Origin of the sequence: Streptomyces beihaiensis, assembly GCF_026274175.1 — a bacterium.
In the GTDB taxonomy this organism is placed as follows: domain Bacteria; phylum Actinomycetota; class Actinomycetes; order Streptomycetales; family Streptomycetaceae; genus Streptomyces; species Streptomyces beihaiensis.
On sequence record NZ_JAPHNL010000292.1, the window covers coordinates 1 to 20,792 of the forward strand.

General features: G+C 73.6%; 19 protein-coding genes. 9 read left to right on the top strand and 10 right to left on the bottom strand.

All coding sequences use genetic code 11. From position 1 onward, the window contains the following. A partial coding sequence (locus OFY01_RS25165) for a DEAD/DEAH box helicase (protein ID WP_266603560.1) occupies positions 1 to 2,766 on the top strand: 2,766 nt, incomplete at its 5' end. After that, entirely contained in the window at positions 2,763 to 4,082 is a 1,320-nt protein-coding gene (locus OFY01_RS25170) for an SWIM zinc finger family protein (protein ID WP_266603562.1), read from the top strand. The genes OFY01_RS25165 and OFY01_RS25170, both read left to right, overlap by 4 nt. Positions 4,083 to 4,136: 54 nt before the next feature. Here OFY01_RS25170 and OFY01_RS25175 read toward each other — a convergent pair whose 3' ends face one another. Genes OFY01_RS25175 through OFY01_RS25185 form a run of 3 tightly spaced genes read right to left on the bottom strand, consistent with a single transcriptional unit; the run spans position 4,137 to position 6,452 of the window. Next, the gene (locus OFY01_RS25175) at positions 4,137 to 4,595 is read right to left on the bottom strand and encodes a hypothetical protein (protein ID WP_266603564.1); all 459 of its coding nucleotides are present in this window, start codon (positions 4,593 to 4,595) and stop codon (positions 4,137 to 4,139) included. 3 nt (positions 4,596 to 4,598) lie between these two features. Then, positions 4,599 to 5,225: a C39 family peptidase gene (locus OFY01_RS25180; RefSeq protein WP_266603566.1), complete on the bottom strand. Its 627-nt coding sequence runs from the start codon at positions 5,223 to 5,225 to the stop codon at positions 4,599 to 4,601. Between the two features lie 18 nt (positions 5,226 to 5,243). Continuing rightward, positions 5,244 to 6,452 (bottom strand): pyridoxal phosphate-dependent aminotransferase, encoded by a 1,209-nt coding sequence (locus OFY01_RS25185; protein ID WP_266603568.1) that lies wholly within the window; start codon positions 6,450 to 6,452, stop codon positions 5,244 to 5,246. 94 nt (positions 6,453 to 6,546) lie between these two features. Here OFY01_RS25185 and OFY01_RS25190 point away from each other — a divergent pair, with 94 nt between their 5' ends. Both OFY01_RS25190 and OFY01_RS25195 read left to right on the top strand, forming a co-directional pair. Then, positions 6,547 to 7,215: a winged helix-turn-helix transcriptional regulator gene (locus tag OFY01_RS25190; protein WP_266603570.1), complete on the top strand. Its 669-nt coding sequence runs from the start codon at positions 6,547 to 6,549 to the stop codon at positions 7,213 to 7,215. Positions 7,216 to 7,219: 4 nt separating this feature from the next. Next, positions 7,220 to 9,349 (top strand): hypothetical protein, encoded by a 2,130-nt coding sequence (locus OFY01_RS25195; protein ID WP_266603572.1) that lies wholly within the window; start codon positions 7,220 to 7,222, stop codon positions 9,347 to 9,349. Between the two features lie 24 nt (positions 9,350 to 9,373). On the opposite strand, the gene OFY01_RS25200 is transcribed toward OFY01_RS25195, so the two are convergent. Both OFY01_RS25200 and OFY01_RS25205 read right to left on the bottom strand, forming a co-directional pair. Next, positions 9,374 to 10,609 (bottom strand): FAD-dependent monooxygenase, encoded by a 1,236-nt coding sequence (locus OFY01_RS25200; protein ID WP_266603574.1) that lies wholly within the window; start codon positions 10,607 to 10,609, stop codon positions 9,374 to 9,376. An 81-nt stretch (positions 10,610 to 10,690) separates the two neighbouring features. Continuing rightward, on the bottom strand, positions 10,691 to 12,286 hold the full coding sequence (locus tag OFY01_RS25205) for a translation initiation factor 2 (protein ID WP_266603576.1): 1,596 nt from the start codon (positions 12,284 to 12,286) through the stop codon (positions 10,691 to 10,693). A gap of 273 nt (positions 12,287 to 12,559) precedes the next feature. Here OFY01_RS25205 and OFY01_RS25210 point away from each other — a divergent pair, with 273 nt between their 5' ends. Further along, positions 12,560 to 12,970 (top strand): hypothetical protein, encoded by a 411-nt coding sequence (locus tag OFY01_RS25210; RefSeq protein WP_266603577.1) that lies wholly within the window; start codon positions 12,560 to 12,562, stop codon positions 12,968 to 12,970. A 75-nt stretch (positions 12,971 to 13,045) separates the two neighbouring features. Here the strand turns inward: OFY01_RS25210 and OFY01_RS25215 are convergent, their stop codons facing one another. The 3 genes from OFY01_RS25215 to OFY01_RS25225 all read right to left on the bottom strand — a co-directional run bounded on the left by OFY01_RS25215 (position 13,046) and on the right by OFY01_RS25225 (position 14,498). After that, positions 13,046 to 13,480 (bottom strand): DUF2267 domain-containing protein, encoded by a 435-nt coding sequence (locus tag OFY01_RS25215; RefSeq protein ID WP_407700421.1) that lies wholly within the window; start codon positions 13,478 to 13,480, stop codon positions 13,046 to 13,048. 81 nt (positions 13,481 to 13,561) lie between these two features. Then, on the bottom strand, positions 13,562 to 13,966 hold the full coding sequence (locus OFY01_RS25220; protein ID WP_407700422.1) for a DUF2267 domain-containing protein: 405 nt from the start codon (positions 13,964 to 13,966) through the stop codon (positions 13,562 to 13,564). Between the two features lie 100 nt (positions 13,967 to 14,066). Beyond that, positions 14,067 to 14,498, bottom strand: coding sequence for an Hsp20/alpha crystallin family protein (locus OFY01_RS25225; protein WP_266603581.1), 432 nt, complete (start codon positions 14,496 to 14,498; stop codon positions 14,067 to 14,069). A gap of 128 nt (positions 14,499 to 14,626) precedes the next feature. On the opposite strand from OFY01_RS25225, the gene OFY01_RS25230 reads away from it, so the two are divergent. Together OFY01_RS25230 and OFY01_RS25235 are read left to right on the top strand one after the other, a co-directional pair. Further along, positions 14,627 to 15,259 (top strand): type III effector protein, encoded by a 633-nt coding sequence (locus OFY01_RS25230; protein WP_266603583.1) that lies wholly within the window; start codon positions 14,627 to 14,629, stop codon positions 15,257 to 15,259. Between the two features lie 206 nt (positions 15,260 to 15,465). Beyond that, positions 15,466 to 16,398 (top strand): HipA family kinase, encoded by a 933-nt coding sequence (locus OFY01_RS25235; protein WP_266603585.1) that lies wholly within the window; start codon positions 15,466 to 15,468, stop codon positions 16,396 to 16,398. Positions 16,399 to 16,481: 83 nt separating this feature from the next. Here the strand turns inward: OFY01_RS25235 and aceB are convergent, their stop codons facing one another. Then, complete coding sequence (gene aceB, locus OFY01_RS25240; RefSeq protein ID WP_266603587.1) at positions 16,482 to 18,116, bottom strand: malate synthase A; 1,635 nt, start codon at positions 18,114 to 18,116, stop codon at positions 16,482 to 16,484. A 196-nt stretch (positions 18,117 to 18,312) separates the two neighbouring features. Then, positions 18,313 to 18,933, bottom strand: coding sequence for a nucleotidyltransferase family protein (locus OFY01_RS25245; protein WP_266603589.1), 621 nt, complete (start codon positions 18,931 to 18,933; stop codon positions 18,313 to 18,315). A gap of 232 nt (positions 18,934 to 19,165) precedes the next feature. Between OFY01_RS25245 and OFY01_RS25250 the strand changes: the two genes are divergently transcribed. Together OFY01_RS25250 and OFY01_RS25255 are read left to right on the top strand one after the other, a co-directional pair. Then, a complete protein-coding gene (locus tag OFY01_RS25250; RefSeq protein WP_266603688.1) occupies positions 19,166 to 19,456 on the top strand; it encodes a DUF5955 family protein in 291 nt (96 codons plus the stop codon). A 190-nt stretch (positions 19,457 to 19,646) separates the two neighbouring features. Then, a complete protein-coding gene (locus tag OFY01_RS25255) occupies positions 19,647 to 20,729 on the top strand; it encodes an ABC transporter permease (protein WP_266603591.1) in 1,083 nt (360 codons plus the stop codon). The last annotated feature ends 63 nt before the right edge of the window (positions 20,730 to 20,792 follow it).

Genomic DNA, 20,792 nt, shown 5'->3' on the forward strand with positions numbered 1-20,792 from the left:
GTCGCCGACGCGCTCCCGCTGCTCGTGCGCGCCCGCCGCACACGCGGCACGCACCCCGCCGCGGCTGCCTGGGGCGGTGCCGCCGCCCACGCCCTGCACCTGGTCGCGCGCGGCCGGCTGTTGCCCGGACTCACCGCGTCCGACCACGACGCGTGGCGGGCGGGCCCGCTCGACGAGGACGACGTGGCACAGCTCAGGGGGATCGCCGCCGCGCTGCCCCCGGAGGGCTTCGCCACACCGGTTCCGGGCCGCAGGCCGCTGGCGCTGCCCGATCCGCAGGTCCTGGTGCGGGCCTTCGTCGACGCGGTGGCCGACGCGCTGCCCCGCACTCCGGCAGCCGCGCACGCGGCGGGCGCCCCGTTCGCCGCGGCCGCCGCCCAGCACATTCCGAGGGCCCGCCCCTGGGCAGTGGAGGCGGCGGCCGGGCTCGACGCGGGCGTTCAGGTCTCGCTCCGCCTCGACCTGTCGCACTACGCGCTGTTCGACACGGACGAGGCGCCGGAGGCGACAGCGGCGGCGGACGCCGCGGGGGACGGCGCGGACGGCCGGCCCGCCCCACGGCGGGCCGGGGCCGCCGTGGTCCAGGTGCACAGCCTCACCGACCCCACGCGCGTCGTCGACGCGGCCGGACTGTGGGCGGGGGAGGCCGACGGCGCCGAACACTTCGGACCGCGCGCCCGGATCGACGCCGTGCTCGCGGTGCGCCGCGCCGCCGCCGCGTGGCCACCGCTCGGCCGGCTCCTGGAGCAGGACGTGCCGGATGTGCTCGCGCTCTGCGAGGACGAGCTCACCGACCTCCTCGGGCCCGGCGCGGCCCGCCTCGCCGAGGTCGGGGTGCGCGTGCACTGGCCACGCGACCTGGCCCGCTCGCTCACCGCCACCGCGGTCGTACGCGCCCACGCCGCCCCCGGCTCGGCCACCGACGGCACCCCGTTCTTCGACAGCGACGAGCTGCTGAGGTTCGACTGGCAGGTCGCCCTCGACGGGGACCCGCTCACCGAGCGCGAGATGGACCGGCTCGCGGAGTCCCACCGCCCGGTCGTGCGGCTGCGCGACCAATGGGTGGTCGTGGACCCCGATGTCGTGCGCAAGGCCCGCAAGCGGGAGCTGGGGCTGCTGCAGCCGGTCGACGCGCTGGCCGTCGCGCTCACCGGCGAGGCCGAGGTGGACGGGGAGCGGGTGGCCGCCGTGCCCACCGGGCGCCTCGCCGAGGTGCGCGACCGGCTCACCCGGGGCATCGACACCGTCGAAGCGCCCCCCGGCCTGCGGGCGACCCTGCGTGACTACCAGCTGCGCGGCCTGGCCTGGCTCGACCTGATGACCTCGCTCGGCCTCGGCGGCTGCCTCGCCGACGACATGGGCCTCGGCAAGACGATCACCCTCATCGCCCTGCACCTGCGCCGTGACCATCCGAAACCCACGCTCGTCGTCTGCCCGGCCTCTCTGCTCGGCAACTGGCAGCGGGAGATCGAGAAGTTCGCTCCCGGCGTCCTCGTGCGACGCTTCCACGGCACGCAGCGCGACCTCGGCGGCTTCGGGGGCGGCTTCGTCCTCACCACGTACGGCACCCTGCGCAGCCGCGCCGCCGAACTCGCCGACCACGACTGGGGCATGGTCGTCGCCGACGAGGCACAGCACGTCAAGAACGCCAACTCGGCCACGGCGAAGGCCCTGCGCACGCTCGACGCGCCCGCGCGCGTGGCGCTCACCGGCACCCCGGTCGAGAACAACCTCTCCGAGCTGTGGGCCCTGCTCGACTGGACGACGCCCGGACTGCTCGGCCCGCTCAAGGCGTTCCGGGCCCGGCACGCGCGCGTGGTGGAGGGCGAGGTGCCCCTCCAGGGCAAGGGCGGCGTCGACCCGGAGGCCATCGAGCGGCTGTCCCGGCTCGTGCGCCCGTTCATCCTGCGCCGCAAGAAGTCCGACCCGGGCATCGTGCCCGAACTGCCACCCAAGACCGAGTCGGACCACCCGGCGCCCCTCACCCGCGAACAGGCGTCGCTGTACGAGGCCGTGGTCCGGGAGTCCATGGTTCAGATCGAGGAGGCGGAGGGCATCGGCCGCCGCGGGCTCGTCATGAAACTGCTCACCTCTCTCAAGCAGATCTGCAACCACCCGGCCCAGTACCTGAAGGAGGCCGAGACCACTCGCCCCCGCCTCGCCGGACGCTCCGGAAAGCTCGCGCTGCTGGACGAACTGCTGGACACGATCCTCGCCGAGTTCTACGAGGGAGCGGGAGCGGAGGGACTTCCTTGGAAGGGCGGTGGGCGAGGGGAGGGAGGATCGGGGGGATCGGTGCTGGTCTTCACCCAGTACGTCTCCATGGCCCGTCTGCTCGCCACCCACCTGGCCGCCCGCGCGGTCCCCACTCTTCTCCTTCACGGTGGTACCCCGGTCGCCGAGCGCGAGCGCATGGTGGAGCGGTTCCAGTCCGGAGAGGTGCCCGTCTTCCTGTTGTCCCTCAAGGCCGCGGGCACCGGGCTCAACCTCACACGCGCGGGACACGTCGTCCACTACGACCGCTGGTGGAACCCCGCGGTGGAGGAGCAGGCCACCGACCGCGCGTACCGGATCGGTCAGACCCAGCCGGTGCAGGTCCACCGCCTGGTCTCCGAGGGGACCGTCGAGGACCGGATCGCTGAACTCCTCGCCACCAAGAGGGCGTTGGCCGACGCCGTGCTCGGCTCCGGCGAGGCAGCCCTGAGCGAGCTCACCGACCGGGAGCTCGCCGATCTCGTGTCGCTGAGGAGGGGGTCGTCCTCATGACACCGCACCGTCCGAGGCGGCGGGCGCCGCACGTCCCGGGCCGAGCCCGCGCCCACGACCAGGCGCAGGCCCGGTACGCCGACACCCGCCGCACCTTCCCGCCGCTGCCGCCGCGTGAGACGTCCGGCGGCGCCCCCGCCCTGACCTGGTGGGGGAACGCATGGGTGGAGGCGCTGGAGGACACCGCGCTCGACCCGGCCCGCCTGGCGCGCGGCCGGGGCTATGCGGAGCGGGGGCACGTCGACGCGATCACCGTCACGCCCGGCCGGGCCGTCGCCTACGTGCACGGCTCACGCCCCCGCCCGTACCGGGCCGAGCTGCGTCTGCGCACGCTGTCCGACGACGCCTGGGAGCGGTTCGCGCAGACGGCCGCCGCCCGCGCCGACCACATGGCGTCGCTGCTCGACAAGGATGTGCCGCACGCGCTCGCCGCCGCCGTCGACCTGCTGCCCACCGTCGACGACCTGGTGCCCGAGTGCACCTGCCCCGACCGCGCCGAGCCGTGCAAACACGCGGCGGCGCTCTGCTACCAGGTGGCGCGCCTCGTCGACGAGGACCCGTTCGTCCTGTTCCTGCTGCGCGGGCGCGGCGAGCAGGAACTGCTCGCCGACCTGACGCGGCGCAACGCGACGCACACGGCGGCGGAACAGGCCACGGCCCACGCGCCCGCGCTCGACACGGTATCCGCGCGCGAGGCGCTGGCCGCCGATGCCCGCGCCGTCCGGCTGCCGCCGCTGCCCCCGGAGTTCCCGCCGCGCCCGGCCCCCGAGCGCCCGCCCTCCTACCCCGAGGCGCCGGACGCCCCGGACCCGCTCGCGCTGGACCTGCTGGCCACGCAGGCGGCGGCCCGCGCGCACACGCTGCTGACCACCGGCACGGACCCGCTGGCCGGTCTCACGCCGTGGCAGGACGCGGTGCGTCTGGCCGCCGCCCATCCGGGCTCGGGCCTCACGGCCGCCACACGCGCGCTGTACGCCTCGCTGGCCCGCGGCACCGGCCGCACCCCGGTCGACCTGGCGCGGGCGGTGGCGGCCTGGCGGCAGGGCGGGCTCCAGGGCCTGGCCGTCCTGGAGGAGGAGTGGGACCCGCCCGCCGGCCCCTTCGACCGTGCCCGCCCGGCCCTGATCGCCACGGGCCGCCCGGACTTCCGCCCGCACCGCAACCGCCTGACCGCGAGGTCGCTCCAACTCCGCCTGGGCCGCGACGGGTTGTGGTACGGCTACGAATCCGACGCCGACCGCGACGACTGGTGGCCCCGAGGCGACCCGGCGGCCGACCCGGTCACCGCGCTCGACTCCGTCCTGGGCGGCCCCTGACCCGGGCCGGCCGTTGCGGCCTCGGCCGGGCTGTCGCACGGTCGGCGCGCCGGCCTATTGGACGGTCGGCGCCGCCGCCTCGACGAAGGCGGCCAGGGCGTCCTTGGAGCGCTGGGCGCGGCGTTCGCGGTCCGCGGCGTCGGTGGCCTCGTGGAGACAGTTGGTCCACTCGAAGGCCCGTTCCGCCAGGCCGCGAAGGCGGGGATCGGCGCAGACCAGTTGCACGCGGACCAGCGCCTGCCGCGCGGCGATCCGCGCCTCGTAGGAGGCGAAGCGGGACGCCTCCGCCTCGGCCGAACCGGGGCTTTCCCGGGCGCGGAACCAACGGTCGTTCTGGCTGCGCCGGAAGTCGAAGAGCATGCCGCCGAACGCGCTGTACGCGGCGATGCGCTCCTGGCGCAGCTGCTCCGCGCGGGCCAGTTCGGCGGCCTGCACCGCGGCCCGCCCCTGGAACCAGTAGGTGACGACCGAGCCGAGCAGCGTGCCGAGGACGGCGATGAGCGTGGTGAGCACGTCTCACACACCCGGCGCCAGCGACATACCGCGCCCCGCGAAGAAGTCCGCGAACCGGCCCGTCGGCAGGTCCGCCGTGCGGGTCGCCGCGTCCGTTCCCGAGGGGTTGTGGAAGTGGAGCCCCGCCCCGTCCGGCGTCGACGTGCGCCCGGTGACGAGGACCAGATGCCCGCCGCGGCCCGGCGCGGGCTCCTCCGGCCGCCGGATCGAGCAGTGCACGGAAGCGACCACGAGGCGCCCCGCGTCGACCAGTTCGCCGATCTCCCGCACCGTCAGCTCCCGATGCACCGCGGCGTCGAGCCCGTACACCTCACGTACGTACTTCACTGCCGGGGCGTACACCATGCCGTGGATCTCACCCTCGGCGTCCACCGTGTAGGCGCCGAACCTCACTGCCTCGTCGCGGAGTTCGAACAGCGAAGGAGCCCGGTCGCCGAGCGCCATGCGCAGGCAGGTCGCCCCACACAGATGCCCGCACCAGCGGGCGTAGTCACCGAGGTTTGTCGCGCCCGACTCCCGCCACGCCGGATCGTGCGCCCGGTCGACCTCACCCGCGACGATCCCGGCGACCAGATCGGGTGAGGCGAACTGGGTGTGGCTCGGGTACGCACAGGCGGCGCAGGTGCCCACGTCCACTGGTCTCCCGTCTCACTGTCGATAGCCGCTCAGGAAGCGGCCGATGCGGCTGATCGCGGCGTCGAGATCGTCAGCGTACGGGAGGGTGAGGATACGGAAGTGGTCGGGGCGCGGCCAGTTGAAACCGGTGCCCTGCACCACCTGGATCTTCTCGCGCAGCAGCAGGTCGAGGACGAACTTCTCGTCGTCGACGAGCGGATGCACCTTCGGGTCGAGTCGCGGAAACGCGTACAGCGCGCCCTTGGGGCGTACACAGGACACGCCCGGGATCTCGTTGAGCTTCTCCCACGCTGTGTCGCGCTGCTCGCGCAGCCGCCCGCCGGGCGCGGTGAGTTCGCGGATCGACTGCCGTCCGCCGAGGGCCGCCTGGATGGCGTACTGGGCGGGCGCGTTGGGGCACAGCCGCATCGACGCCAGCATCGTCAGGCCCTCGAGATAGCTCCTCGCGTGCTGCCGAGGCCCGGTCACCACCATCCAGCCGGAACGGAAGCCCGCCACCCGGTACGTCTTCGACAGTCCGCAGAAGGTGAGGACGACGAGGTCGGGGGCGAGCGTGGCGGCGCAGTGGTGCACCGCGTCGTCGTAGAGGATCTGGTCGTAGATCTCGTCGGCGAACACCATCAGACCATGGCGGCGGGCGAGGCCGAGGATGCCCTCGACGATCTCCTTCGGGTAGACGGCGCCGGTCGGGTTGTTCGGGTTGATGATCACGACGGCCCTGGTCCGGTCGGTGATCTTCGACTCCATGTCGGCCAGGTCCGGGTACCAGTCGGCTTGTTCGTCGCAGAGGTAGTGCACGGCCTTGCCGCCCGCCAGTGTCGTGACCGCGGTCCACAGCGGGAAGTCCGGGGCGGGGATCAGCACCTCGTCCCCGTCCTCCAGCAGCGCCTGGACCGCCATCGAGACCAGCTCGGACACGCCGTTGCCGAGGAACACGTCGTCGACGCCGACCTCCAGGCCGAGCGCCTGGTAGCGCTGGGCGACGGCGCGGCGCGCGGAGAGGATGCCGCGCGAGTCCGTGTAGCCGTGCGCCCGCGGCAGCATCCGGATCATGTCCTGGACGATCTCCTCGGGCGCCTCGAAGCCGAAGAGCGCGGGGTTGCCCGTGTTGAGGCGCAGCACGCTGTGCCCGGCCTCCTCGAGCGCGTCGGCGTGCTCGATCACCGGGCCCCGGATCTCATAGCAGACGTCCTCGAGTTTGCTCGACTGCCGGAACTCCATGCGCGTGCCTCCCAGACGTACCCGCTGATTCATCCTGCTTGGTTTTACCAAGTGCGAGCTTGGAAAGTCCAACGACTTGAATAGACTGCGCGCCATGCCACGCCGAAGCTACGACCAGTTCTGTGCCGTCGCCCGCGCCCTCGACGCCGTGGGGGACCGCTGGACCCTCCTGATCGTGCGCGAGCTCCTCGCCGGCCCGCGCCGCTACACCGATCTGCACGCCGACCTGCCCGGCGTCAGCACGGACATGCTGGCCACCCGTCTCAAGGACATGGAACAGGGCGGTCTGGCCGAACGCCGCAGGCTCTCCATGCCCGCGTCGGCGTACGTCTACGAGCTGACGGCGCGCGGTCGCGGCCTGCTCCCGGTCCTCCAGGCGCTGGGCGAGTGGGGCGCCCCCGGCCTGGCCGAGCGTCGCCCCACCGACGCCGTCCGCGCGCACTGGCTGGCGTTGCCGCTGCTGCGCGACCTTGAACGGCTCGGCGAGCCCGGCATCGCCGAAGTGAGCGTGGACGAGGGCGTGTTCCACGTACGGGCGGCCGCCGCGGGCGGTGAACCGGTGTACGGGGACGGGCGGTACACGAACGGCGAGCCGGACGTGCGGCTGACCCTGGACGCCGAGGTGTGCCGTGAAGTCGCCCAGGGCGCCGTGAGTCTGACGGACGCCGCGCGGGCGGGCCGAGTGCGGGTCGAGGGCGCGGGCGCCCTGGCCAAGGGCCTGCTCGGAGCCGGTACCGGGCGGGCGGCCGGCCCCCTAGAGTGAGGGCGTGACCGAGGAACCGCACGGCGATGCGCACCACAACACCGTGAGCGGCCAGTCCCGGGTCGGCAGCCTCGTCCAGGCGGGCCGTATCGACACGGTCCATGTGCACGGGCCCGCGAGCGACGAACCGCCGCCACCACGCCAGTTACGCCCCGAAGTCCCCAACTTCGTGGACCGGAAAGGCGAACAGCAGCGGTTCGAGCGCTGCGTACGCGACCGGCGAGGCGACGGCGACCGGCCGCTCGTCGTCGTCCTGAGCGGGCTCAGCGGCGTCGGCAAGACCACTCTCGGTTTCCGGCTCGCCAGGCGGTTCGCCAAGGACGTGGACCGCGCCGGCGGCCGGTGCGGCGTCCTCTACGTGGACCTCGCCCCGCTACGCCGGGACGGCGTCGTCGAACCGTACGACGCCCTCGACGAGTTGCTGCGCTCCCTCGGCGTCGACCCGGAGTGGCTCGGCTCCACCGAGGAGGCCCGGCTACGGCAGTTCTGGCGGCACACCGCCGCCGCCCCGTTCGTCGTGGTCGCCGACAACGTCCGCTACGCCGGCGAGATCGAACCGCTCCTGCCCTCCTGCCCGGGCAGTGTCGTCATCGTGGCGAGCCACGGCCCGCTGTACGACCTGGAGGACGCCGACGCCGTCGAACTGCCGCTGGCCCCGCTGCCCCTGGAGCACGCGGTGGAGCTCCTGACGAAGGCCGTCGGTCGCGCGGGAGCGGCCCGCCTCGGCGAGGAACCCGAGGCGGTACGCGAACTCGCGGCGCTCTGCGAGGGGTTGCCCGCCGCACTGCGAGTGGTGGCTGCGCGGCTGCGCGGCGCCCGTCGCCGTCTTGTGGCGCACGTGGCCGAGGAGTTCAGGACACAGCTGCGCGAAGAGGGGGTGCCGCTCGTGGAGGCGGTGTGGACGGTGATGTACCTGGAGCTGTCCGAACCAGCCCGCCGTTGCTACGAGTTGCTGGGAACGGTGGGGTCTTCTCTGCCCTTGGAGGCCGTGGGCGCCGCGGTGGCACCCGGCGAAGCCGCCGCCGACGGCGCCACCGACGCGATCGTCGAGGAGCTGGAGGGCCTCGGACTCGTCGAGGTGCGGGACGGACGTCTGGTGATGCACGCGCTCGTCCGGGAGCACGCGGCACGCCGTGCCCGGGACGCCGACCGTGCCGCGGTGGCCCGCTCCGCCAGGGAGCGGCTGGTGCGGTGGTATCTGCGCCAGGCTCAGCGCGCCGACCTCGTGGCGGCCGGGAAGCGGCTCTCCGTGAGTACACCGGAACCCGCCGTCGCCGGCACCGCCGAGCCCGCTCTTTCTGAGGCCGCCACCGCGTACGGCTGGCTGGAGACGGAGCGGCACGCGCTGCGCCGCTGCCTGCGGATCGCCTACGACGACCGGCTCGACGCGCAGGCGTGGGCGCTGTGCGAGCCGCTGTGGACGCACCACCTGAACCACCCGCGGCACCGCGAGACGTCGGAGGCGTTCCGCATCGGCCTCGCGGCGGCCCGCCGTGCCGAGAATCTGGCGGCTCGCGTACGCATGGCCTGCCAACTGGCCCGTCTCCTGTGGGAACAGGGGGAGTACGACGAGGCCGAACGGGAACTGGACACGGCCGTGGCCGCCGCGGGCCTGCTGTCGGACACGGACGACGACCGCAAACTCGCCGCGTCCGCACTGGAGTTCCGGGGCCGCCTCAACGCCGAGCGGGGACGGTGGGCGGCGGCCCTTCCCGACTACGAAGCCGCACGCGCCGTGCACGAGCGGATCGAGAACCGCTACGGCGTCATGTTGCAGAACTACCAGTTGGGCAAGGCTCTGACCGCCCTCGGCCGGACCGCCCGGGCGCTCGACCTGCTGGAGACGGCCCACGCCCAGGCCCGCGACCTCGCCCGTGACCGGATGACGGGCCGCACGGCCCTCGCGCTCGGCCGGGTCCTGGAACTGCGTCGTCAAGAGAACGGCAGGGCGAGAGAGTTGTACGGCGTCGCACTCGCGTCGGCGCGGCGCAGGAATGCGCCCGCCGACCAGCTCGGCGCTCTCGACGCGCTGGCCCGGATCGCCGCCGAGGGGGGTGACGCGTCCGCGGCCGCGGAGTACCGGGAGGCAGCGGCACGCATCAGGACCCGCAGGGGAGAGACGGGGGAGGGCTGAAGGGGGGCGGGCCTGTGCAGGACCTCACCGGCGCAGCGTGCGACCGCCGAACACTCCCGCGCCGTCCGCCCGCCGCCACCAGTCGCTGATCGTGCGCTCGTCCATCGCGGCCCAGTCGGGTGTCTCCTGGACCAGCATGCGGCCGAGGCGGCGGCCCAGGTCGACCATGGCGCGGCCGGTGGGCGCCCGGTCGGCGTCGTAGGCGGCGAGGGCGTCGGGCAGGCGCTCCGCACCGGCGAGCGCCGATCGCAGGGCTGCCGCGTCCTGCAGCGCCTTCACCGCTCCCGCGCCGGTGTGCGGACGGGCGACCGTCGCGGCGTCCCCGACGAGCGCCATGCCCGGCGCCGTGTACCGGTCGGCCGTGAAGTCGTACAGCGGTTGCAAGAAGAGCTCTTCGGGCGTGGTGAGCAGGACGAGGTCACGCCAGTACGGCGGCAACAACTCCCGGGCGACCTGGGTGAGATGGCCGGTCAGCTCGGTAGGCAGCCGGCCTGGCGGCAGGCTCGTCGGCGTGTCGAGACGCTCGGTGGTGCCGGGCGGTGGGGCCGTGAAGACCACCCAGTTGATCCGCGGCGCGCCGCCGTCCGGGTCCGGGATGCGGTACGCGATGAGGTGCCCGCCGGGGAACAGGCCGTAGACCAGCTCGTCATCGGGCCACAGATCGGGGTCCGTGAGGCGGGTGGCGGGGAAGGCGCCGCGCCAGGCCGCGTAGCCGGTGTAGTGCGGCCGTACGTCGCCGCAGGCCGCCGCCCGCACGAGCGACCGGTACCCGTCCGCACCGATCACCAGGTCGTGACCGCTGCTGCCCGTCGCCGTGTGCACCTGCGCGCCGCCGCCCGGCCGGGCCGTCACCCGCGACACCTCGACCCCCGAGCGGAACGCGACATCACCGGGCACACGCCGCCTCAACTGACGCCACAGCGGGCCCCAGTTGTAGGTGCGGAACGGGAAGTTCGTCGTCCACACGCGTCGCCCGCGCGGATCCGTTCCGGGCCGGTCGTCGCGCACGTACCAGCCGCGCCGGGTCATCTGTATCCACGGCATGGCCGCGTCCGCGAACCCGGCCGCCTCCAGCTCCGCGTACCGGTCGTTGTGCATCGCGATCCCGGCGCCGCGCTCGCCCAGCGGCCCCGGCGCACGCTCGTACACCGTGACCCGCTCGGCCCCGGCCCGCCGTGCCGCCAGTGCGGCGGCGCACCCGGCGATGCTGCCGCCGACGACGGCCACGTCGATCCCGTTCCTGCCGCCGAGTCCGCGCATGCCGACCCGCCCCCCTGAGTGATGCGTCGGCGGGCTTCGCCGCCCGATGCTTCGGTCAACTGCTCCTGCGCAACGATCATTTCACGGAAGCGGGACCTCGCAGAGGCGTACGGTGCACACCGCGGGGCCCGCCCGGAAGGTGAAGGTGTCGCCGCGGCGGGCCGCCGGTAGCGCGTGCAGCGCGGAGACCGCCGTGGCCGGGTCCGGGACGCGGGCGGTGTCGTGCGGCGTGATCCGCAGCTCGGTCAGCCGGTCGGGCTCGGCGCGGCGGCGCACGAGACACAGGTACGGGGACGCCAGCGCGGCGGCCGTGCGGCACGAGGGGTAGCGGTCGAGGGCCTCGGCCGTCCAGCGGACCGCGTCGTCGGCCCGGCCGCGCCGGTACAGGACGGCGGCCCGCGCCGCGTAGCGCGTCTGCACCGCGTCCTCCTCGGCGGCGATGTGGTGCGCGGGCACGTCCGTGCGCACCGGCCGCCGCTCGACGCGGACGAGCCCCGCCCCGGGTGCTGCTCCCGCCGGATGCACTGTCACGGCATGCGCGGCAGGCGGTCGATGTTCGGGCGGCCGGGGAACCGGGAGCAGCCGGGGCACGGGCTCGTGGTGGGCGTACGGCTCCAGGCCGAGATGCGCATACAGGGCTGTGCGCAGCAGGGCGAGACTGTGACCTCGGGCCTCGTCGGCGAACGCGGCGCGGGCCGCCTCGCGCACCACGTCCGTCCGGTGGGCCGCCAGCAGCGCGTCGAGCAGTGCGCCCGGCCGGTCCGCGGCGCGCGGCAGACGGGGCACCGCGGCGAGCAGGCGGTCCATCGGCGTGCCAGGCAGCAGTTCGGGGCTCGGATCGTGCGCGGAGACGACGGCGCGGCCGAGCGCGGCGGCGTACAGGGCCGTCGAGCCGTGGTCGGTGACGACGGCGTCCGCGGCGACCGTGAGCGCCGCCCACTCCTCGTACGGCCGGGCGAGGAACACCTCCGGCGGCAGCCTCTGCGCCAGGTCGAACGTGCCGGCGGCGCTGTGTTCGTTGGGATGGACGATCGCCGCCACCTGGTAGTCGTCCAGTGGCAGTTCCGTCGCAAGCCGGTGGGGCAGGTCCGGGCGGCGGGCGAGCAGGGCGTCCCGGCCCCACGTGGAGGCGATCACGACGAGACGCCGCCCGCCCGTGCCGAGCGAGTCGCGGTAACGGCCGCGCAGCGTGCGGGAGTCGAGGATCCGGTCGAGCGTGGGGTCGCCGACCACCGTGGCGCGGTCGGCCGCGACCGGGCACTGCGCGGCGATCCGGGCCGCCTGGTCCGGGTGGGCCAGCGCGTGCAGTGCCGCCAGCGGCCGCCCGTCCGGGCGCAGCAGGTAGGCCGGATCGAGCCCCGAGGCCGAGTCGGCCGAACCCTCCCCGTGCAGCGACTTGTTGAACCCCGCACCGTGTGGAAGCAGCGCCAACGGTCCATGGAGCAGGTGCAGTTCACCCTTCGGACTGGCCGCGATCACCAGGTCGTACGACTCGGTGCGGGCGATGTCCCACGGCACGGTCCTGGCGTGTGCGCCGTCCAGCGCGGCGAGTGCGTCGATGCCGAACTCGGAGCCGGGGGCGAGGGTGAACAGACGGCGGACGCGCGGGTCGCCCTCGAAGACGGGAAGCGCGTCGAGGAGCCGGTGCAGCGCCGCCGCCGACCGTACGGCGAACAAGACCGTCCGCCCCGCCGAACCCGCTGCCCGCTGCCCGCTGCCCGCTGCCCGCTGCCCGCTGCCCGCTGCCCGCTGCGCCAGGGTTCATCCTAGTCTGCGACGGTACGTCCTGTAGGGCGTTTGCGCAGGTAGGTGCGGGTATCTCGGGGTCGGCCGACGGCATGCCGCGATGGTACCCAGGGGTCAAGGGACGCCGACGGCCACGGGCGGCCGGGCGCGCCCGCGCGACAGCTCGCGGCCTTTCGAGCGAGGATGGGAAGGAGGAGCCGAGCGATGGCACGGATGTTCGTTGACGGCGATGACGTGGTCGTGCACCTGTCGTGGTGGGAGAAGGCAGCCGCGCGCCGCGGCGATGTGCGCGTGCCGTTGTCCGCGGTGAACCGGGTGACCGTCGAACCCGACTGGTGGCGCGTTCTGCGCGGGGTTCCGCACCGTGGCCTCTGGATCCCCGGGGCGCGGTGCATCGGCACGCGCCGCCATCACGCCGGGAAGGACTTCGTGGCCATTCGGCCGAGCAGACCTGTCGTGTGCGTCGAGCTTCGGGCCTCTGCGCCTTTCCGCCTTCTCGCCGTCTCCGTCGCGAGGGAGGCCAGGGCCGCCGCGCGGTCGCTCGGCGCGAGCGCACCGGACATCGACACGTCCACGCCCTGGCGGCAGCCGCTTCCGGTACCCGAGGAGAACTGACCAGTCGATGTCCGTCCGTCCGTGCGGCCGGATCGGACCGGGCCACCGCTCGTCGGTGGCGGCGGCCCGGGCCTTCTACGCGGCGGGGGCGAGTTCGGCGCGACCGAACAACAGTGCGTAGCCGGAGGGGAGCTGCTGGAGGATGCGGGTCAGCAGTTCGGGGCCGGCGTAGGCCGCGACGGCGCAGAAGACGGATCCGGTGTCCCAGCGGGTCGTGGCCAGGGAGGCGCCGGTGCGGGCGGCGAGGTCCTTGACGAAGGCCCAGCCACGCAGCGGCTGGGTGTCCGGGATCTGGGCGGTGAGGATGCGTGCGGCTTCGAGGGGCAGGCGGGCGGCCAGGTCGACGCGTTCGTCGCCGGTGAGCTGGCGCCCCAGCCCCGCGAGGGCCTGGCGGACGGCTTCCTCGGCGCGCTCCCGGGTGGGGTAGGCGCCTTCGTAGCGGACCTTGTCCAGCATCTGCTCGTACTCCGCGGTGTACGGGTGCTGGAGCGGTGCGCTCTGGTCGGACATCACTGCGGTGGTTGCCTTTCTGTCACCAGGTCGTGGTGGCCGGTGGCCGGTGTCCGGTCACGGGCCACCGGGGGTGGGTGGTCAGGTGGGCTGGGGGCGGCCGAAGAGGAGGTCGTAGCCCGCGGGGAGCTGGAGCAGGATCTCCTTGAGGAGTTCGTCGCCGGCGGCGTCGGCCGCGGTGGACAGGACGGCGCTGACGTCCCAGGCCGCGGTCTGTTCGGTGGCCCCCTCGATCCAGGCCGCGGTCGCGCGCACGAACCGCTCCGGGGACAGCGGTTCGGCGCTCTGCAGCGGGTTGAGCAGGATCAGGGCGAAGCCTTCCGGCAGACGTGCCGCCAGCCGGGCACGTACCTGGCCGACCAGGTGTGCGCCCAGCAGGGCGAGCACCACGCGGGCCGCGCGTTCGGCTTCGTGCAGGGTGTCGTACTCGCCGCGTTCCTTCACCTGGTCGAGGAACGCGTCCCGTCGCACGGTCACGCCGACCATCACCCCTTCCTCGGTTCACGGGGCGCGGAGGACGGGCGAGCGGGAGATCGGAGATCGGACGCCCGTCCTCGGCCGCTGTTCGAGCCCTTGTCCGTCCGGCTCAGCCGGAGATCTCCTTGCGGTCGTCTCCGACGCCGATGGTGATCTTGCGGGGCTTGGCGCGCTCGGCGATGGGGATACGCAGGGTGAGCACGCCCGCGTCGTAGCCGGCCTGGATGTGCTCGGTGTCGAGGGTGTCGGCGAGCACGATCTGCCGGGAGAAGACGCCCAGGGGCCGCTCCGACAGTTCCATCTGCACGTCGTCGCTCTTGGCCACCGGCCGGCGCTCGGCCTTGACGGTCAGCATGTTCCGTTCGACGTCGATGTCGATCGCGTCCGCGCTCACGCCGGGGATGTCGAAGGCCACGACGTACACGTCGCCCTCGCGGTAGGCGTCCATGGGCATCGGGGACGGCCGGGACCAGGTGCCCGGGCCCATCAGCTGCTGAGCCAGCCGGTCGAGCTCACGGAAGGGGTCAGTGCGCATCAACATGGTGAAAACACCTCCAGTGGGTTCGGGCAGTTGCTGCCAATGCGCCTCACTGAAGCCGTTGTACCATGTCATCCATCAGATGACAAACGCGAGTGTCGTCCAATGGATGACATCCGAGGGAGGTGCCCATGACCCCGGCCGAACCGTCGGCCCGGCCCAGCGCCGACACGCGGAGCCCGGCGTCGTTCCTCGCCGCCGCGGCGGCCCTCCGAGCCATAGAGGACGCCCTGCACGCGGCCCGGCAGGAGGCCCCCGGCACTGCCGAGACGCACGACGTCGGTCCGGAGCAGGCCCTGGCCTCTCTTCTGCTGTTGCGGCAGGTGCGCGAGCAGCTCGCCGGATGGGAAACCGGCCTGATCGAGACGGCCCGGGACGCGGGTGCCAGCTGGGCCGAGCTCGCCCACCCTCTCGGCGTCGCCAGCCGCCAGGCCGCCGAACGCCGCTACCTGCGGGGTCGGCCCGGCCCCGCCGGAACCACCGGCGAGCAACGCGTCCAGGCCACCCGCGAGCACCGCGCCGCCGAACGCCACGCCGCCACCTGGGCCCGCCGCAACGCAGCCGACCTGCGCCGCATCGCCGGCCAGATCACCGCCCTCACCGACCTGCCCGCCGCCGCCCGCCTGCCGCTCAGTCAACTCCGGGCAGCCCTCGCCCACGACGACCCCGCCGACCTCATCCGCCCCCTCAACGCCACCCACCCCCACCTGACCGCCACCCACCCCGACCTCGCCGCACAGGTCAACGCCCTCACACCTCCCTGAACCCGCCGCCGCGCCGTCGCTCCGCGCCGTGGGCGTGAGACGCGACGGCGTCGGCACGGCGGCCCGGTCACTCCTCACCCGCGGTCACGCTCGGTCGCGACGCCCGATTCGTGCCGGAGACCGGAGGCAAAGGGCGTACGGTCAGTGACGGACGGCGGCCCTGTGAGGCCCGGCGCGCAACGCAAGGTATGTGATCTGTGGAGCCTTTGAAGACACTCAGAGAGGTCACCGCGACCAGGTATGTGCATCCGCTGCGCGCGGGCGGCTCCGTGCCCGGTGTCGTCGAGGCGGACGACCTGGGCACCTACGTCCTGAAGTTCACCGGCTCCGCGCAGGGCGTCAAGGCGCTGGTCGCCGAGATCGTCGTGGGGGAGCTGGCGCGGCGGCTCGGGCTGCGCTTTCCCGAGCTCGTCCTCGCCCGCTTCGACCCGGCGATCGCCACGGACGAGCCGCACCAGGAGGTCCAGGACCTGTTGCGCGCGAGTGCGGGGCTCAACCTGGGGATGGACTTCCTGCCGGGCGCGGTGGACTTCACCCCCGAGGTCGCCGAGACGTTCGCGCTCGACCCGCTGGAAGCGGGCCGCGTCGTCTGGCTCGACGCGCTCACCGTCAACGTCGACCGCACGGTGCACAGTTCGAACCTCATGGTCTGGCCGACCTTCGGCACGGCCCCGCCCAGGCTCTGGCTCATCGACCACGGCGCGGCGCTCGTCTTCCACCACCGGTGGGACGGCGCCCCTCCGGACAAGGGCCACGACAAGGCGTACGACTTCCGTCACCACGCGCTGGGCGGCTACGGCCCCGACACGCGCGCGGCCGACGCCGAGCTGGCGCCCAAGGTCACCGAGGACCTGCTGCGCGAGGTCCTGGACCTCGTTCCGGACGAGTGGCTCACGGATGAGCCGGGCTTCGCGACGCCGGGGGCCGTGCGGGCGGCGTACGTGAGGTATCTGCTGGCCAGGGCCGGTGCGTCGGCGGCGTGGCTGCCCACGGACTTTCCCTCGCGGGACGAGCTGGCCGCGGCGGACGCCCGGCGGGCCGCGGTCACCCGGCGGGGCCGTCCGGCGTGGCTCAAGCACGTGCCGGATCTGCACGGCAGGCCGGGGGCCGAGCAGGACTGGTCCGTGCACCTGGGGTGACACCTGGCAGGCGAAGGCCCCCCGGCGCTGTGCGGTGCCGAGGGGCCTTCTACGACGCGGACGTGCCGGACGTGCCGAACGTGTCAGCGGAGCTGCTCGTACGCGGGCAGGGTGAGGAAGTCCGCGTAGTCGGCGTCCAGGGAGACCTGGAGGAGCAGGTCGTGGGCCTGCTGCCACTTGCCGGCCGCGAAGGCATCCTCACCGATCTCGGCCTTGATGTTCGCCAGTTCCTCGGCGGCGACCTTGCGGGCGAGGTCGGCGGTGACCGTCTCGCCCGTGTGCTCGCCGGTCTCGAAGACGACACCGGCGTTGATCCACTGCCAGATCTGCGAGCGGGAGATCTCCGCCGTCGCCGCGTCCTCCATCAGGTTGAAGATCGCGACGGCGCCGAGACCGCGCAGCCACGCCTCGATGTAACGGATGCCGACCTGGACGGCGTTGACGAGACCCGCGTAGGTGGGCTTCGCGTCGAGCGAGTCGATGGCGATGAGGTCGCCGGGCGCCACGGAGACGTCCTCGCGCAGCCGGTCCTTCTGGTGGGGCTTGTCGCCGAGGACCTTGTCGAAGGACTCCATGGCGATCGGGACCAGGTCCGGGTGGGCGACCCAGGAGCCGTCGAAGCCGTCGCCCGCCTCGCGGTCCTTGTCGGCGCGGACCTTCTCGAAGGCGACCTTGTTGACCTCGGCGTCCCGGCGGGACGGGATGAAGGCCGCCATGCCGCCGATGGCGTGCGCGCCGCGCTTGTGGCAGGTGCGCACGAGCAGCTCCGTGTACGCGCGCATGAACGGCGCGGTCATCGTCACCAGGTTGCGGTCCGGCAGGACGAACTTGGCGCCGCCGTCACGGAAGTTCTTGACGATGGAGAAGAGGTAGTCCCAGCGCCCGGCGTTCAGCCCGCTCGCGTGGTCGCGCAGCTCGTAGAGGATCTCCTCCATCTCGTACGCGGCCGTGATCGTCTCGATGAGCACGGTGGCGCGGACGGTGCCCTGCGGGATGCCGACGTAGTCCTGGGCGAAGACGAAGATGTCGTTCCACAGGCGGGCCTCGAGGTGCGACTCGGTCTTCGGCAGGTAGAAGTACGGGCCCTTGCCGAGCTCGATGAGGCGCTTGGCGTTGTGGAAGAAGTAGAGGCCGAAGTCGACCAGGGCGCCGGGGACGGGCTTGCCGGCCTCGTCCACCAGATGGCGCTCGTCGAGGTGCCAGCCGCGCGGGCGCATGACGACCGTCGCCAGTTCGTCGGCCGGGCGCAGCGCGTACGACTTGCCGGTGCGCTCGTCGGTGAAGTCGATGGTGCGGGTGTACGCGGCGGTGAGGTTGAGCTGGCCGCCGATGACGTTCTCCCAGGTCGGCGCCGACGCGTCCTCGAAGTCGGCGAGCCAGACCTTCGCGCCGGAGTTCAGCGCGTTGATCGTCATCTTGCGGTCGGTGGGGCCGGTGATCTCGACGCGGCGGTCGTCGAGGGCGGCCGGGGCCTCGGCGACCTTCCAGGAGGCGTCCTCGCGGATCGCGGCGGTCTCGGGAAGGAAGTCGAGCGTGGAGGTGCGGGCGATCTCGGCGCGGCGCTCGCGGCGGCGGGCGAGGAGCTCGTCACGCCGGGGCGTGAACAGCCGGTGCAGCTCGGCCACGAAGGCGAGGGCCGCGTCGGTGAGGACCTCGTCCTGCCGTGGCAGGGACGGTGCGTCGACGATGGCCAGCGGGGACGGCGCTGGTGCGGACATGAGCTGTCACTTCCTTCAGCGAGCAGGCGCGGGCGGCACGGGGTGCCGGGTACGCCGAACGTACGTCTGCGGGTCCCTCACCAGGGACCGGCCCTTCTGAACAGTGGATAGTAGTTTCCTCATTGTGGAAGTTCAATGGTTTGTTGACGTCGAGATTCTCAGGATCGACAGAACGTGGCGCTCAGTGCCACCGCTCTTACTCAAGGTGGCCGAGATCGGCCGGGGTGTCGATGTCGTACGCCTGTGCCACGTCCCCGCACTCGACCAGTTCCACGGCCCCCGCGTGCTCCTTCAGATAGGCCCTGGCCCCCTGGTCACCTGCGGCGCTCGCCGCGATGCCCGCCCAGTGGGCGCGTCCGAACAGCACCGGATGGCCGCGCTCGCCGTCGTACGCGGCCGCCGCCAGCGAATCCGTCGAGTGAAACGCCTCACGTACCCGGCGCACGGCCGCCGGGCCGATCCCCGGCTGGTCCACGAGCAGCACGAGCGCGGCGGCCGAGCCGGTGCCGAGGAGCGAGCCGAGGCCCGCCCGCAGCGACGAGCCCATGCCCTGCCGCCACTGCGGGTTCTCGACCACCACGCATCCGTCGAGCGCGGCACGCGCGCGTACGTCGGCGGCCGCCGCCCCGACCACCACGTGCACCGGCCCGCAGCCGCCCTCCCGCAGCACCCGCACCCCGTGCTCCACCAGGGGCCGTCCCTGGTGAGGGAGCAGCGCCTTGGGGCGGCCCCCGAGCCGTCGCCCGCCGCCCGCGGCGAGCAACAGCCCCGCGACCGCACCGGCACCCGCAACCGCACCCGTCTCGTTCGTCGTCATGACCCCTGCATACCGCACCGCCCGCGCCGGTGCGCGCCGCGCCGGGCCCGCGTTCTCGGTTGCCTTGCGCAACGGACTGGCGCGGGCGGGTCATGTGGCGTTAACTGGTCGGCCACGTACCGGAGTTGGCCGCCCGAACAAGGTTCGGGGTGGGGTGGCGCCGGTGCGGAGACAGCGCACAACGACGTGCGAGGGGAGAGCTTCGTTGCGGATCGTGAAGCAGAGGCGGCGGGTGACGAGCGGCGATCAGGACCCTCGGGTGACGGCGCTGCGCGCCGCGGTGTCCAGGCTGCGCCGCGAACTCGCCGCTCACCCGGCCGAGTTCCCCGACCGTGCCGTCGCAGAGGACGAACTCGCGGCGCTCGACGCCATGGCGGTCGGCGGGTCGCCCGAGGCGGCGCGGCTGCGCCGCTCCCTGCTGCTGGTCGCGGGGGCGGTCGGCTCGGTCAGTGCCCTGGGCGAGGCGCTGGCCCAGGTGCGGGGCGCGGTGGAGCTGTTCGGCGGGCCGGCCGGACGCGGGTGAGGGCGCGTCGGTGCGGTGGAGCGGACGCCGAGGCAGCGGACGCCGACTGAGGCAGCGGACGCCGATGGGGGCGGGGACGGTCGGATGAGGCGGGGGTCGGCGCGGGCGTCGGCGGACAGGTGTCGCCGGTATCGGTGAACGCCGTTGTGGCGCGCCGCCCGCGTGGGCCCGGGGCCCCAGGGTGGACATCATGTTCGTCGCATGCAGAGATCTACGGTTCGCCAAGGGACGCTTCGCCCTGATGGGGGCCGTCATCGTACTGATCACGCTGCTGGTGGGCCTGCTGTCCGGGTTGACCGGGGGCCTCGCCCGGGACAACACGTCCGCGCTCACCGGGCTGCCCGCCGACCACATCGCGTTCGGGCGGCCCGCCGCGGGGCGGACGGTGTCGTTCACCGCCTCGACGGTGCGCGCGGCGCAGTGGCGGCGGCTGGCGGCGCGGCCCGGTGTGGTGCGCGCCGAACCGCTCGGCATCACGACGATCGAGGCGACCGCCGGGCGCGGTACCGCCGCGGTCTCCGTGTTCGGGGTGCGGCCGGACTCCGGCCTCGCCCCCGACGCGCCGGGGCCCGGCACCGTGGTGCTGTCCACGGGCGCGGCGGACGGCCTCGGGGCGCGCCCCGGCTCGCGGATCACGGCGGGCGGCCGCAACCTCACCGTGTCGGCGGTCTGCGGTGACGCGTCCTACAGCCACACGCCGGTCGTCTGGGCGGGCCTCGCCGACTGGCGGTCCCTGGCCCCGGCCGCGCACACCGGCGGCCACGGCGACCAGGCCACGGTGATCGCGCTGCGAACACGCCCCGGTGCGGACCTGACGGCGGCCGACGCAGCCGCGGGAACGCGTACGACAACGCTCGACGGCTCCTTGTCGGCCCTCGGCTCCTACCGGGCGGAGAACGGCTCCCTGCGGCTGATGCGCGCCTTCCTCTTCGTCATCTCGGCGCTGGTCGTCGGCGCGTTCTTCACCGTCTGGACGATCCAGCGCAGCGCGGACATCGCGGTCCTGAAGGCGCTCGGCTCCTCGACCGCGTATCTGCTGCGCGACGCGCTGGGACAGGCCGTGCTGCTGCTCGTGGCCGGGGCGGCCGTGGGAACCGGGCTCGCGGCCCTCGTCGGCAGGTTCGTGCCGAAGGACGTGCCGTTCGTCCTGGAGCCCGGTGCGGCGCTCGGCCCGGCTGCCGTGATGACCGTCCTCGCAGTGGCGGGCGCCGCGCTCTCCGTACGCCGCATCACGGCGGTGGACCCCTTGGCGGCCCTGGGGACCGCCCGGTGACCCCGCGCCGTGAGGACAGCGCCGCACACCGGCGACGCGGAGGACCGGCGCGGCCCGCGAGCC